Below are 13,832 nucleotides of genomic sequence, written 5' to 3' on the forward strand. Positions count from 1 at the left end.
ATAGGAAAACGTCATCACCCGCCACTGACGGTATAGCCCGCGTGGCCCCTGGTTGCCCGAGCGTAGCGCGTCTATGTGTCGGCCTGATGCCGTTGCGTTCGGCAGCGCGCGGAGCGGGCGGTTCCCCGGGCGTGGCGAAGGCCGTAGCATGTGCCGCCGCCAATTCCCTGCTTCCGCCTGATGCGCATCGAGGTGCCCCCTGTGAGCGACGACGACATCGATCTCCCCGAACCGGAGCACGAACACCTGCTCGACCATGAATTCGATGAGTGGCCGGAGTCGGTCGAGCACGATGCCAGCGGTCTGCACGACGAGCCCGAGGACGACGACACGGACGATTGGGACGAAGACGACGGCGCCCACTGGGACGATCAGTGAGCGCCGCGGCCAGACCCGCCCGAGGCTACTGCGCCATGATGCGCCGGTACTCGGACTGGTACTGGTCGAAGGGCAGATTGCGCTGTTGCAGCTCCCGCAGGCGCTGGTCCTGATCGTCGAGCGCGGCCATCGGCTTGCTCTGCGGCGAACGCTGCACCAGCGCCGCCGGCGCCGGCAGCTTGTCCGGAACCAGCGCGTCACGCTTGGCGATGCGCTGCGCGCCGCTGAGTTCGGCGATGATTTCCTGGGAAATGGCGGCGATCTGCCCATCCAGGGCCGCCGGCTGCTCGCTGGCGCTTTCGTAGCGGCGCGAGCCCAGCAGGCGTCCGCTCTGGCTGTCGGTGAAGCGCACGGTGACGCGTAGCGAACCCTGGCCCAGGCCGCGCTCGGCATCGACCTGATGCAGACGATCGACCTCGACGATCAGCAGGGTGGCCGGCAAGGCGCCCGGCTCGCCGCCGGCCTGGGTGCCCAATTGGTAATCCGCCGCCTCCGCTTGCTCGCGCAGGGCCTCGCGCCAGGCCGTGGTCAGCCGCGTCCAGCCCGGCGAGCCGACGACGCTGGGGTCGGCATGGAAGTTCAGCAAGAGGCGGTTGCGGGTATCGGCGTAGGTGCTGAGGGGGGAGAGTGAGTCCGCCTTCTTCAGGTCCGCCGCGCACCCGGCCAGGCCGAGAGCGAGGATCAGGATGAGCAGGATGCGCACGATGGACTCCTTGTCGAAACGGGGCTGACGGATGCGGTTCTTTGCCGTAGCCAGGCAAGTCTAGTCCGCCTGCCGCGACCTGTCGGGGTGGCCCGCGTGCGTCCGTCGGCGGCGGCGCATTCCGTTGCCTGCGCCGAGCGTCCGCCGCTGCGCCCGCCACTGTTGGCTGGCCAACAGTGGTTCAGCAGCTTGTCCGCGGCGGAACAGCGCGAGTGCTTTTGAGTTCTTTTAACTATCTGATTTAAAAGAATATTTTTCTTGGCATGGTTGCTGCTCAAAGGCTTGAGTGGAGGCCATCCGGCGGTCCCTCGGGGTTCGAGGGCGCGAGGCGCCTTCGATCCGTCCAACCGACGCACCCCTAGTCCGGTCCCGGCCTTGCCCGAGGCGCCGGCCACTGCCCCGCGGAGAACACACGCATGAGCCAGGAATCGATCAAATTCGCCTATTGGGTACCCAACGTCAGCGGCGGTCTCGTCGTCAGCAATATCGAGCAGCGCACCAGTTGGGACATCGACTACAACCGCCGGCTGGCGCAGACCGCCGAGAAGGCCGGGTTCGACTACGCGCTGTCGCAGATCCGCTTCACCGCCGGCTATGGCGCCGAGTACCAGCATGAGTCCGTGGCCATCAGCCACGCGCTGCTGGCCGCCACCGAGCGGCTCAAGCTGATCGCCGCCATCCTGCCCGGTCCCTGGAACCCGGCGCTGGCCGCCAAGCAGCTGGCCACCATCGATCACCTGACCAATGGCCGCATCGCGGTGAACATCGTCTCCGGCTGGTTCAAGGGCGAGTTCCACGCCATCGGCGAGCCCTGGCTGGAGCATGACGAGCGCTACCGCCGTTCCGAGGAGTTCATCCGTGCCCTGAAGGGCATCTGGACCCAGGACAACTTCACCTTCAACGGCGACTTCTACCGCTTCCGCGACTACACCCTGAAGCCCAAGCCGCTGCAGCAGCCGCACCCGGAAATCTTCCAGGGCGGCAGCTCGCGCGCCGCGCGCGACATGGCCTCGCGGGTCTCCGACTGGTACTTCACCAATGGCAACACGGTGGAGGGGATCAAGGCCCAGGTCGACGACATCCGCGCCAAGGCCGCGGCCAACGGTCACTCGGTGAAGATCGGCGTGAACGCCTTCATCATCGCCCGCGACACCGAGGCCGAGGCCCGCGCGGTGTTGCAGGAAATCATCGACAAGGCCAACCCGGAGGCGGTCAACGCCTTCGGCCACGAGGTGAAGAACGCCGGCGCCGCCAGCCCGGAAGGCGAGGGCAACTGGGCCAAGTCCAGCTTCGAAGACCTGGTGCAGTACAACGACGGCTTCAAGACCAACCTGATCGGCACGCCGCGGCAGATCGCCGAGCGCATCGTCGCGCTCAAGGCAGTCGGCGTGGACCTGATCCTCTCCGGCTTCCTGCACTTCCAGGAAGAGGTCGAGTACTTCGGCCAGCACGTGCTGCCGCTGGTGCGCGAACTGGAGCAGGGCGAGCGGGCGGTGGCCTGAGTCGAGCGGGCCGATGTTGCTGGCTGGACAGTGCTTCAACAGCAAGTGTCCAGCCAGCCATAGGTCTCCCCTTTTGATCGACTAATTCATTGATTTTCAAGATAAAAAATTCAGGCATGGATTGTGCTGAAGCAGTTTCAGGGGTGCCCGCCGTGGTGTGCCGGAGAGGCACCGCGGCCCGTGCCGAGCCATCGCCAGAATGAGGACTACCATGTCAGTTTCAGCTGCCTATCCCATCAACCGACCCGCCGCCCGGGTGATCCGCGACGACGCCGAAGCCATCCGCGTCGCTGAACAGATCGCTGAACTGTTGCAGGCCGGCGCTGCCGAGCGCGACCTCAACCGCCAGGTGCCGGTGGAGATCGTCGACGCCTATTCCAACAGCGGCCTCTGGGGCATCAGTGTGCCGCGCGAGTACGGCGGCGCCGAGGTGTCCCACGCCACCCTGGCCCAGGTCATCGCCATCATCTCGGCGGCCGACCCCTCGCTCGGGCAGATTCCGCAGAACCATTACTGCCTGCTGGAGGACATCCGCCTGCAGGGCACTCACGAACAGAAGCGTTTCTTCTTCGGCCTGGTGCTGGAAGGGCATCGCTTCGCCAACGCGCTGTCGGAAACCGGCGGCAAGAACGTCCAGGACATCCGCACGCGGCTGGTCGCCGACGGCGACGGCTATCGCATCGACGGCCGCAAGGGCTACTGCACCGGTTCGCTCTACGCCCACTGGCTGGGCGTGCTGGCGCTCGACGAGGCAGACCGTGCGCACCTGGCCTTCGTCCCGCGCGAGAGCGCCGGGCTGAGCGTGATCGACGACTGGGACAGCATCGGCCAGCGCACCACCTCCAGTGGCACGGTGCTCGCCGAGGGCCTGCGCGTGCCGGCCTTCCACCTGTTCCCCACCTACCGCTCCTACGAACGCCCGACCCAGGCCGGGCCTTTCGCGCAGATCACCACCGCCGCCATCGACGCCGGTATCGCCCGCGCCGCGCTGCGCGACACCATCGCTTTCGTCCGTGAACAGGCGCGGCCGTGGATCGACGCCGGGGTCGACAAGGCCAGCGAAGATCCCCTGACCATCATCCAGGTCGGTGCCCTGGACATTCGCCTGGAGGCCGCCGAGGCGCTGCTGGAGCGCGCCGGGCGAGTGCTCGACGCGGGCAAGGCGGCGCCGGACGAGGACAGCGTGGCGGCGGCTTCGCTGGCCGTCGCGCGGGCCAAGGTGCTGACCACGGAAATTGCCATCGAGGCCAGCAACAAGCTGTTCGAGCTGGGCGGCACCCGTTCCACCCTGCGCAAGCACAACTTCGATCGCCACTGGCGCAACGCCCGCGTGCACACCCTGCACGACCCGGTGCGCTGGAAGTACCACGTGGTCGGCAACTGGCTGCTCAACGGCGCCAGGCCGCCGCGCCATGACTGGTCCTGAGGTGCCGCGCATGACCGCCGTGTCCCTCGCCACGCCGCGCGTGGAGCCGCGCCGATGAACGCCTGGCTGAGCAACGTCGACTGGAGCGAGATCGCCCAGGCCTGCCTCGACACCCTGAGCATGCTCGGCGCGGCCCTTGGCTGCACGGTGCTGCTCGGCCTGCCGCTTGGCGTGCTGCTGTACCTCACCGGGCAGCGCCAGTTGCTCGCCTCGCCGGCGCTGTACCGGGTGCTCTCGGTGGTGGCCAACGTCCTGCGCTCGATGCCCTTCATCATCCTGCTGATCGTGCTGATTCCGCTCACCACCCTGGTGACCGGGACCTCGCTGGGGGTGCGCGGCGCCATTCCGCCGCTGGTGGTGGGTTGCACGCCGTTCTTCGCGCGCCTGGTGGAGAGCGCCCTGCGCGAAGTCGATCGCGGGCTGATCGAGGCAGTGCAGGCGATGGGCGCGAGCACCGCGCAGATCATCCTCCACACCCTGCTGCCGGAGGCGCGCACCGGGCTGATCGCGGCGATCACGGTGACCGCCATCGTCCTGGTGGATTACACCGCGATGGCCGGGGTGGTCGGCGGCGGCGGCCTCGGCGACCTGGCGATCCGCTTCGGCTACCAGCGTTTCCAGACCGACGTGATGGTGGTCACCGTGCTGCTGCTGATCCTGCTGGTGCAGGCGTTGCAGATGAGCGGCGACCGCCTGGTCCGACATTTCACCCGGCGTTAGCCGGCAAGACCCGCACGCGGCAGCCGGGTATCGCTGCCGCAGGCCCCACGTCCACCCCACGACGGCCATCTTTCCCTGCATTTTCTGGAGCAAGCGCAATGAAAAAAGTCCTGGCCGCCCTGGCCGCTGTCCTCTCCATCACCGCCCACGCCAACGACAAACTGGTGGTCGGCGCCACCCCGGTGCCGCACGCGGAGATCCTCGAATTCGTCAAACCGACCCTGGCCAAGGAAGGCGTCGACCTGGACATCAAGGTGTTCAACGACTTCATCCAGCCCAACCTGCAACTGGCGCAGAAGAACCTCGACGCCAACTACTACCAGTACCGCCCGTTCCTCGATGACTTCAACAAGACCCGCCACACCGACCTGGTGCCGGTGGTCGGTGTGCACATCGAGCCCTTCGGCGCCTACTCGACCAAGATCAAGAGCCTCGCCGAGCTGCCCGACGGCGCCAGCGTGGCCATCCCCAACGACCCGGTGAACACCGGCCGCGCCCTGGTGCTGCTGGCCGAGGCCGGGCTGATCAAGCTCAAGGACCCGAGCAATCCGCAGTCCACCCAGCGCGACATCCTCGACAACCCGCACCACCTGAAGATTCGTGAACTGGAAGGCGCCATGCTGGCGCGCTCGGTGAAGCAGGTCGACCTGGCCTTCGTCTTCGCCAACTACGCCCTGGAAGCCGGCATCGACACCAACAGCGCGCTGATCGTCGAGAAGGGCAAGGACCTCTACGTCGAGTACCTGGTCGCGCGTCCGGACAACATCCAGGACCCGCGCATCCAGAAACTGGCCAAGGCGCTGAACTCGCCGGAAGTGCGCAACTTCATCCTGACCCGCTACAAGGGTCAGATCGCCCCCGGCTTCTGATCGAGCCATCACCGGCCGTCCGCGCCCCGGCTGGGGCGTGGGCGGCGCGTTTGCAGTGGACGTTCCCCCATGGTCAGTTTCAATTCCCAGGCCCTCGCCGCGGCGACCCATATCCGCATACGCGGCCTGGGCAAGCAGTACCAGGCGCGCCAGCAGACCGTGCAGGCGCTGCATGACATCAACCTGGAGATCCGTCGCGGCGAGGTCTTCGGCATCATCGGCCGCAGCGGCGCCGGCAAGTCCTCGCTGCTGCGTTCGCTGAACCGCCTGGAGCAGCCGAGCAGTGGCCAGGTGCTGGTCGACGGCGAGGATATCGCCGGCTTCGACCGCGCGCGCCTGGCGCAACTGCGCCAGCGCACCGGGATGATCTTTCAGCATTTCAACCTGATGGCCTCGAAGACTGTCGGCGACAACGTCGCCCTGCCGCTGCGCCTGGCCGGCGTCGAGCGCGCCGAACGCGAGCGGCGCGTCGCCGAGCTGCTGCAGCTGGTCGGCCTGGCGGACAAGCGCGAGGCCTATCCGGCGCAGCTCTCCGGCGGACAGAAGCAGCGCGTCGGCATCGCCCGCGCGCTGGTCCTGCAGCCCGACCTGCTGCTTTGCGACGAGGCCACTTCGGCGCTGGACCCGGAGAGCACCCAGTCGATCCTCGCCCTGCTGCGCGACATCAATCGGCGCCTCGGCCTGACCATTGTCCTCATCACCCATGAGATGGAAGTGATCCGTGACCTCTGCGACCGCGTGGTGGTGCTGGAGCGTGGCCAGGTGGTGGAGCAGGGCGAGGTCTGGGAAGTCTTCGGCGAGCCGCGCCACGAGGTGACGCGCACCCTGCTCGGCACCCTGCAACACGTGGATGCGGCGCCGTTGCCGAGATTGGCCTCCAGCGAGGTGCTGCTCGACCTGCACTACACCGGCGCCAGCGGGCATGACCCGGACCTGGCGGCGATCAGTGAGTGCTTGGGTGGGGCGACGCGCCTGGTGCAAGGCAGCATCGAGCGCATCCAGGGGCGTGCCCTGGGTTGCCTGCGGGTGCGCGTCGCGACGCCCGCTTCGGAGGTGCCGGCGCTGCTGGCGCGTGCGCAGCAGGTCGCCGACCGGGTGGCGCTGGCCCACGCCTGAGGGCGCGGGACGGCGCCCGCCGAATCAGATCGACAGGTGCACCACGCGGTTGTCGATCGCGCTGTCCTGGCTGCGGCGCTTGTTCACCACCAGCTCGCCGATGGCGATCAGGCGCGTGCGGGTGATGTTGCGCGACAGGCCGAGCAGGTTCGCGGTGTGCACCTGGTTGTGGTGGCAGAACCGGTAGGCGGCGCGCAGCAGGCCTTCCTCGACCTTCTCGTAGAGCGCCCCGTCGTGTTCCTCGAACAGGCGGCGGAATGCCCGTTGCAGGAGTTCCTCGGCGGACTCGCCGATGTTCGCGCCCGTGCTGTCGTCCTGGCGCTCCAGGCGCAGGTTGGACAGGCGCAGGTCTTCGGCGCGCACCAGGCCGTCGCGGCAGGTCAGCAGGCTGTGGTGGATGACGTTCTCCAGCTCGCGGATGTTGCCCGGCCAGCCGTATTCCACCAGCTTGCGTTCGGCCTCCGCGCTCAGCGCCACCTGGCCGTAGCCCAGGCGCTCGCTGTAGGTGCGGATGAAATGCCGGGTCAGCGGCAGGATGTCGCCCGGCCGCTCGCGCAGCGGATGCAGGTTGAGCGCGACCACGTTGAGGCGGTAGTAGAGGTCCTCGCGGAAGTGCCCGGCGTTGATCGCCTTTTCCAGTTGCACGTTGGTCGCCGCCAGCACCCGCACATTGATCGGGATGCTCTTGCGCGAGCCCAGGCGCACCACTTCGCGTTCCTGGAGCACGCGCAGCAGCTTGACCTGGATAGCCATCGGCAGGTCGCCGATCTCATCGAGGAACAGGGTGCCGCCGTTGGCCTCCTCGAACCAGCCGGCCTTGGCGCCGAGGGCGCCGGTGAAGGCGCCCTTCTCGTGGCCGAACAGCTCGGCCTCGACCAGCGATTCGGAGAAGGCCCCGCAGTTGACCGCGACAAAGGGGCCGTTGCGGCGGCCGCTGAGGTTGTGGATATGGCGCGCCACCAGCTCTTTCCCCGTGCCGGTCTCGCCAATGATCAGGACGCTGGCCTCGCTCGGGGCGACCTGTTGCAAGTGGGCGAGCAGCGCCTGCGATTTCGGGTCTTCGAAGACTTGCGCGGTCGCCCGGATCGAGGTGGCCAGTGAGGGGGATGGGGGAAGAGTCAGTAGCTGCATGGCGCCCTCGCTCAGGAGTAGAAGGTAGGGGTGGGGCGCGTCCCGTTCAGCGCCCAGTCGCCCAACTCGTGGATCTTGTAATCCAGCGGGTCGTGCAGGCTCTGGGTGCGCAGGTTGCGCCAATAACGATCGAAGCGCAGCGCCGCATGGGTGGCGCGCGCCCCGGTGACTTCGAACAGACGGGTGCACAGGTCGAGACCGGTGCGGGTCGCGGCGACCTTGGCGCTGGCGATGGACAGCGCCAGTTGCGCGCGCTCCTCGCTGCCCAGGCCGTGTTCCTTGCGCCAGGCCTCGTCGAGCTGCGCGGCGGCGCGTTCGACGAGCGCGCGGACAGCCTCCAGGCCGGCCCAGAACTCGCCGTAATGGCGCAGGACGTAGGGGTCTTCGCTGACGTGGCGGACCTTGGAGGTGAACCACGGCCGGCTTTCCTTGAGGGTGTACTGGCGGGCCTCTTCGAAGGCGCCTTCGGCGATGCCGAGGAAAATGTGGGTGAAGTGCAACTGCGCGATCAGCGGGCGCAGGCAGGCGAACGGCGTGCTCAGCGGGCCCGGATCGAGCAGCAGCTCGGACTCCTCGACCCGCACCCGCTCGAAGGTGGCGCTGCCGCTGTCGGTCTGCCGCTGGCCCATGTTGTCCCAGTCGCCGTGCAGGGTGATGCCGGTGCGGCCGCTGGGGATGGCGGCGATCAGCAGCTTGCCGCCGGCGCTTTCATCCACCGCCGAGGCGATCAGCATTTCCGAATCGCTGGCGCCGGAACAGAAGCTCTTCTTCCCGGAAAACTCGCGCCAGCCGTCGAAGGTCTTCACCACCGTGCGGGTATCCAGCGGGTTCAGGGCGTTGCCCCAGAACCAGTTCTTGCGCGCGGTCTGTTCGAACCACGGCTGCCATTGCTCGGGCCGCGAGAACAGCCGCACGGTGGCCAGCATCAGGTGCTGGAAGCCGAAGACGTGGGCGATGGAACTGTCCACCTTGGCGAACTCGCGGACCACGCTGAGGGTCTCGCTCCAACTGGCGCCCAGGCCACCGAACTGGGTGGGGATGCTCAGGGACAGCAGGCCGCTGCGCCGCAGCGCATCGCGCTCGGCCTTCGGCGTGCCGCCGCGCTTGTCGCGTTCGGCGGCGGTTTCGGCGAAGTCCGCGGCCAGCTTGCGGGCCAGTTGCAGCGGACTGATGACGGACGCTTGTGCTTGTGAACTCACGCGGGATTCCTCGACTGATTGATGGCTTGCAGCGGGCTCATGCCGGCTGCTTCCGGTCGGCGGGCAGTACGTCGTTGGCGATCATTTCGCCGAACGGCCCGGTGAGATTGGTGACGCCCCGGCCGGCCAGGCTGGCGTAAGGCTCGGGCAGCAGCGGGAAGACCAGTTCGGCGAAGCGGTAGGCCTCTTCCAGGTGCGGGTAGCCGGAGAAAATGAAGCTGTCGATGCCGAGATCGGCGTACTCCTTGATGCGTGCCGCGACCTGCTGCGGGTCGCCGACCAGCGCCGTGCCGGCGCCGCCGCGTACCAGGCCGACGCCGGCCCAGAGGTTGGGCGCGATCACCAGGTTGTCGCGGCGACCGCCGTGCAGCGCAGCCATGCGCCGCTGGCCTTCGGAGTCGAAGCGGGCGAACGACTGCTGCGCCGCGGCGATGGTCTCGTCGGAAATGTGCTCGATCAGTTGGTCGGCGGCCTTCCAGGCCTCGTCGGCGGTCGGCCGCACGATCACGTGCAGGCGAATGCCGAACTTCACCGTGCGCCCGTGGCGGGCGGCGCGCGCGCGGACATCGGCGATCTTCGCCGCCACCGCGGCCGGCGGTTCGCCCCAGGTCAGATAGACATCGAGCTGCTCGGCGGCCAGCTCGTGGGCGGCGTCCGAGGAACCGCCGAAGTACAGCGGCGGATAGGGTTTCTGCACGGGTGGGTAGAGCGCCTTGGCGTTTTCCACCTGCAGGTGCTTGCCGGCGAAGTCCACCGACTCGCCTTGCAACACCCGGCGCCAGATGCGCAGGAACTCGTCGCTGACCTCATAGCGCTCGGCGTGGCTGAGGTGGATGCCGTCGCCGCGGTTCTCGTCCGGGTCGCCGCCGGTGACCACGTTGATCAGCAGGCGTCCGTTGGAAAGGCGGTCGAGGGTCGCCGCCATGCGCGCCGAGACGGTCGGCGAAATGATCCCCGGACGGATCGCCACCAGGAAGCGCAGGCGCTCGGTGAGCGGCGCCAGGGCCGAGGCGATCACCCAGGAGTCCTCGCAGGAGCGTCCGGTGGGAATCAGCACGCCGTGATAACCGAGGCCGTCGGCGGCCTGGGCGATCTGCTTGAGGTAATTCAGGCTGACCGGGCGGGCTCCCTGGCTGGTGCCCAGGTAGTGGCCGTCGCCGTGGGTGGGGAGGAACCAGAAGACATTCATCGGTCGGTTCCTCAGGCGATACGGCGCAGTGCGTGGCGGTCGCCGAACAGCGGCAGGGCGCGCTCCACCGCCAGGCGGATGCGCGCCTGCAGCAGTTCGCAACTGATGCGGTAATCGCTGAAGTCCGCCTCGCTGGCGTAGACGCCCAGCGGCAGGGTCAGCGACTGGAAGAAACTGAACAGCGGGCGCAACTGGTGATCGATCACCAGGGCGTGGCGCTGGCTGCCGCCGGTGGCGGCGAGTAGCACCGGGGTGTCGACCAGGGCGTCCTGGCCGAGCAGATCGAACAGGTGCTTGAGCTGGCCCGGGTAAGAGCCGCGGTATACCGGCGAAGCGACGATCAGCAGATCGGCGTTCTCGATGGCCTGCAGTTGTGCCTCGATCGCCTCGGGCAGTTCCTGGCGGCTCAGCGCGCCACCCACCGGGCGGGCGATGTCCGCCAGTTCGATCAGGCGCGGCGCGATATTCAGGTGGCGGGCGAACTCATCGAGGATTGCCTGAGTCAGCACCTGAGTGCGCGAGGGACGATAGGCGCCGCCGGACACGGCGACTACGTTCAGGGGAGCGGTCATTGTCGGATTCCTGTGCTGTTGCTCTACGAACAGAGCCGTCGATCTGGGAGAGCAAGAGCTGTACCAGGATTTAATTCATTGAATTCAAAAGGATTTTTTCTGACGGTGGCGGGTGGGTGTTGATGGGCGGAAAGTTCTGCTGCTCAACTGTCCGCGAGGCAACACTGGGCGCCCGTCGGCGTTCGAGCAGTTATAGAAGATTCGTAAGATACTAAAAAAGAATAAATTCAAACATTTATATTCTTTTGTGGAATATAAATGAGCAAAGCACCACCTGACGTCACTGCGCCGACGGGGACGAAAGACAAGCTGGAAAATCCTGGCGCCGATCCATCATCGGCACGGCAGTGCGGCTGTCACGGCAAGCGGGAAACGGAAGATCGCAACGAGATCGATACAAAGCCTACCAAGCTGATACCAATTTCCCCGAGACTCCAAACGTCACCCGTTGTCTACTCTGCGCCGCTTTTTTCCGTACACGATGGTGCAGTCATGATTTCCAAGGCAGTCAAAGCCGTTCTGCTGATATCCCTTCTCTCGCTCTCCGGCTGCTGGCCGTTCTTCCCGCCCTTCGGCGGTCCGGGCGGTGGTGGCGGTGGTGGCGGCCACGGCGGTGGTCCGGGCTTCGAGCGCCGCTGAGCCCATGCCCTGCGCAGAACCCCGCCCCATGGCGGGGTTTCTGTTTGTAGCGGGGAGGAATGAAGGAAGGCGCACCATTCGCCGAGGGCGAGTTGTGTCGGGGCGGCGTGGCGATAAGGGATGGGCGGAAACGAGAAAGCCCGCACGGGGCGGGCTTTGCAGGTGGTTTCGCAGACTGTCTGAGACAGCTCGAAACAGGCAGATGGCGCATCCGGCGGGATTCGAACCCACGACCCCTGCCTTCGGAGGGCAGTACTCTATCCAGCTGAGCTACGGATGCAGTTGCCGCGGCTGGCGCGGCAGGCGGCAATCATACGCATCTCGTTGGCGTGCGTCCATGCCGGGAATATCGGTTTTAAGGATCGAAAAGCAGTGCCGCCGTCCGTCGCTGGCGAGTGCCCGCAAAGCCGCGGAATGCCTGGTTTTGCGTTGATTTTATTGAACGACCCCTTGCCCTTTGTGGCTTGTGCCCCTAGGATGCGTTTGACATTTCAAACGCCCTACCACAACAACAGGAGACAGGGGAATTGGCATCACAGCAGCCGGCCTTGTGCCTGCCGGATGACTTTCTTCCGTTGCGTCCGTCGTCCCAGCCGTTGCGCTCGCAAGGCTGCGCGTCGAGCCGGAGTCTCGTGGTAGCGTCGTTTCAGCGACAGCGTTTTCTTTCCATGGATACCCTGGTGACCCTGAGGCAGACCCGACCCTTGTCGCGGCCTGCGATCACTCGTGTCCGCGTGCGACGTCGCGCCGCCACGCCGGGCATCCGGTAGCGCCCGCGCCGCCCGTTCAGCGGCGGCCAGCGGGGGCAATGGAACGGATGGGGCCGCGGCTCCTCCAAGATTTTCCAGACAAAAAGGCATGCGGGGTAGTCGAGGTAGACCCGCTGCTCATGGCATTCCTCGAAGGAGACTGGTCATGCAACTCAATGATGCCAAGCTGTTCCGTCAACAGGCCTACATCGATGGTTCCTGGGTGGATGCCGATAGCGGCCAGACCATCAAGGTCAACAACCCTGCCACCAACGAAATCATCGGCAGCGTGCCGAAGATGGGCGCCGCGGAAACCCGTCGCGCTATCGAAGCCGCCGAGAAGGCCCTGCCGGCCTGGCGCGCGCTGACCGCCAAGGAGCGCGCCAACAAGCTGCGCCGCTGGTTCGAGCTGATGATGCAGAACCAGGACGACCTGGCCCGCCTGATGACCATCGAGCAGGGTAAGCCGTTGGCTGAAGCCAAGGGCGAGATTGCCTACGCCGCCTCCTTCCTCGAGTGGTTCGGCGAAGAAGCCAAGCGCGTCTATGGCGACACCATCCCGGGCCACCAGGCCGACAAGCGCATCATCGTTATCAAGCAGCCGATCGGCGTCACCGCCGCCATCACCCCGTGGAACTTCCCCTCGGCGATGATCACCCGCAAGGCCGGCCCGGCCCTGGCTGCCGGCTGCACCATGGTCCTCAAGCCCGCTTCGCAGACCCCGTACTCGGCCCTGGCCCTGGCCGAACTGGCCGAGCGCGCCGGCATTCCGAAAGGCGTGTTCAGCGTGGTCACCGGCAGCGCCGGCGAAGTCGGCGGCGAGCTGACCAGCAACCCGATCGTGCGCAAGCTGACCTTCACCGGCTCGACCGAAATCGGTCGCCAGCTGATGGCCGAATGCGCCCACGACATCAAGAAGGTCTCCCTGGAGCTGGGCGGCAACGCGCCCTTCATCGTCTTCGATGACGCCGACTTGGACGCCGCCGTCGAAGGCGCGCTGATCTCCAAGTACCGCAACAACGGCCAGACTTGCGTCTGCGCCAACCGCCTGTACATCCAGGACGGTGTCTACGACGCCTTCGTCGAGAAACTGAAGGTCGCCGTGGCCAAGCTGAACATCGGCAACGGCCTGGAGCAGGGCATCACCACCGGCCCGCTGATCGACGCCAAGGCCGTGGCCAAGGTCCAGGAGCACATCGCCGACGCCGTGTCCAAGGGCGCCAAGGTCGTCGCTGGCGGCAAGCCGCACGCCCTGGGTGGCACCTTCTTCGAGCCGACCGTGCTGGTCGACGTACCGAAGAACGCCGCCGTGGCCAAGGAAGAGACCTTCGGCCCGCTGGCGCCGCTGTTCCGCTTCAAGGACGAGGCCGAGGTCATCGCCATGGCCAACGACACCGAATTCGGTCTAGCTTCCTACTTCTACGCCCGTGACCTGGGCCGCGTGTTCCGCGTCGGTGAAGCACTGGAATACGGCATGGTGGGTATCAACACCGGCCTGATTTCCAACGAAGTGGCGCCCTTCGGCGGCATCAAGGCCTCTGGCCTGGGCCGCGAAGGTTCGAAGTACGGTATCGAGGACTACCTCGAGATCAAGTACCTCTGCCTCGGCGGTATCTGATTTCCCCGTGGACGCGGGGCG

13 protein-coding genes and 1 tRNA gene are annotated in these 13,832 nt (G+C 66.5%); 8 read left to right on the forward strand and 6 right to left on the reverse strand.

Features of this window, described 5'->3' with window-relative positions; all coding sequences use genetic code 11:
- Positions 1 to 180 precede the first annotated feature (180 nt).
- Positions 181 to 378: a hypothetical protein gene (locus BLQ74_RS27095; RefSeq protein WP_425287505.1), complete on the forward strand. Its 198-nt coding sequence runs from the start codon at positions 181 to 183 to the stop codon at positions 376 to 378.
- 25 nt (positions 379 to 403) lie between these two features.
- Here BLQ74_RS27095 and BLQ74_RS16875 read toward each other — a convergent pair whose 3' ends face one another.
- Positions 404 to 1,081, reverse strand: a complete 678-nt coding sequence (locus BLQ74_RS16875; protein ID WP_090264240.1) for a hypothetical protein — start codon at positions 1,079 to 1,081, stop codon at positions 404 to 406.
- A 416-nt stretch (positions 1,082 to 1,497) separates the two neighbouring features.
- On the opposite strand from BLQ74_RS16875, the gene sfnG reads away from it, so the two are divergent.
- From sfnG to BLQ74_RS16900, 5 genes are all read left to right on the forward strand, one after another.
- The gene (gene sfnG / locus BLQ74_RS16880) at positions 1,498 to 2,583 is read left to right on the forward strand and encodes a dimethylsulfone monooxygenase SfnG (RefSeq protein ID WP_090264242.1); all 1,086 of its coding nucleotides are present in this window, start codon (positions 1,498 to 1,500) and stop codon (positions 2,581 to 2,583) included.
- 211 nt (positions 2,584 to 2,794) lie between these two features.
- The gene (locus BLQ74_RS16885) at positions 2,795 to 4,009 is read left to right on the forward strand and encodes an SfnB family sulfur acquisition oxidoreductase (RefSeq protein ID WP_090264244.1); all 1,215 of its coding nucleotides are present in this window, start codon (positions 2,795 to 2,797) and stop codon (positions 4,007 to 4,009) included.
- Between the two features lie 54 nt (positions 4,010 to 4,063).
- Complete coding sequence (locus BLQ74_RS16890; protein WP_090264246.1) at positions 4,064 to 4,729, forward strand: methionine ABC transporter permease; 666 nt, start codon at positions 4,064 to 4,066, stop codon at positions 4,727 to 4,729.
- 98 nt (positions 4,730 to 4,827) lie between these two features.
- Positions 4,828 to 5,598 (forward strand): MetQ/NlpA family ABC transporter substrate-binding protein, encoded by a 771-nt coding sequence (locus BLQ74_RS16895; protein WP_090264248.1) that lies wholly within the window; start codon positions 4,828 to 4,830, stop codon positions 5,596 to 5,598.
- Between the two features lie 69 nt (positions 5,599 to 5,667).
- A complete protein-coding gene (locus tag BLQ74_RS16900) occupies positions 5,668 to 6,714 on the forward strand; it encodes a methionine ABC transporter ATP-binding protein (protein ID WP_090264249.1) in 1,047 nt (348 codons plus the stop codon).
- A 24-nt stretch (positions 6,715 to 6,738) separates the two neighbouring features.
- On the opposite strand, the gene BLQ74_RS16905 is transcribed toward BLQ74_RS16900, so the two are convergent.
- The 4 genes from BLQ74_RS16905 to msuE are packed head-to-tail and all read right to left on the reverse strand — an operon-like array spanning position 6,739 to position 10,805.
- On the reverse strand, positions 6,739 to 7,845 hold the full coding sequence (locus BLQ74_RS16905; RefSeq protein WP_090264251.1) for a sigma-54 interaction domain-containing protein: 1,107 nt from the start codon (positions 7,843 to 7,845) through the stop codon (positions 6,739 to 6,741).
- An 11-nt stretch (positions 7,846 to 7,856) separates the two neighbouring features.
- On the reverse strand, positions 7,857 to 9,044 hold the full coding sequence (locus tag BLQ74_RS16910; protein ID WP_090264253.1) for an acyl-CoA dehydrogenase family protein: 1,188 nt from the start codon (positions 9,042 to 9,044) through the stop codon (positions 7,857 to 7,859).
- Positions 9,045 to 9,081: 37 nt separating this feature from the next.
- A complete protein-coding gene (gene ssuD / locus BLQ74_RS16915) occupies positions 9,082 to 10,233 on the reverse strand; it encodes an FMNH2-dependent alkanesulfonate monooxygenase (RefSeq protein ID WP_090264255.1) in 1,152 nt (383 codons plus the stop codon).
- Between the two features lie 11 nt (positions 10,234 to 10,244).
- Positions 10,245 to 10,805, reverse strand: coding sequence for an FMN reductase (msuE, locus tag BLQ74_RS16920; protein WP_090264257.1), 561 nt, complete (start codon positions 10,803 to 10,805; stop codon positions 10,245 to 10,247).
- A 258-nt stretch (positions 10,806 to 11,063) separates the two neighbouring features.
- On the opposite strand from msuE, the gene BLQ74_RS27100 reads away from it, so the two are divergent.
- Positions 11,064 to 11,444: a hypothetical protein gene (locus BLQ74_RS27100; protein WP_139199081.1), complete on the forward strand. Its 381-nt coding sequence runs from the start codon at positions 11,064 to 11,066 to the stop codon at positions 11,442 to 11,444.
- A gap of 203 nt (positions 11,445 to 11,647) precedes the next feature.
- Here the strand turns inward: BLQ74_RS27100 and BLQ74_RS16925 are convergent.
- Positions 11,648 to 11,724: transfer RNA gene (locus BLQ74_RS16925), tRNA-Arg, on the reverse strand.
- 635 nt (positions 11,725 to 12,359) lie between these two features.
- Here BLQ74_RS16925 and gabD point away from each other — a divergent pair.
- On the forward strand, positions 12,360 to 13,811 hold the full coding sequence (gene gabD, locus BLQ74_RS16930; protein WP_090264259.1) for an NADP-dependent succinate-semialdehyde dehydrogenase: 1,452 nt from the start codon (positions 12,360 to 12,362) through the stop codon (positions 13,809 to 13,811).
- The last annotated feature ends 21 nt before the right edge of the window (positions 13,812 to 13,832 follow it).

This window comes from Pseudomonas panipatensis, assembly GCF_900099785.1.
Taxonomy (GTDB): Bacteria; Pseudomonadota; Gammaproteobacteria; order Pseudomonadales; family Pseudomonadaceae; genus Pseudomonas; species Pseudomonas panipatensis.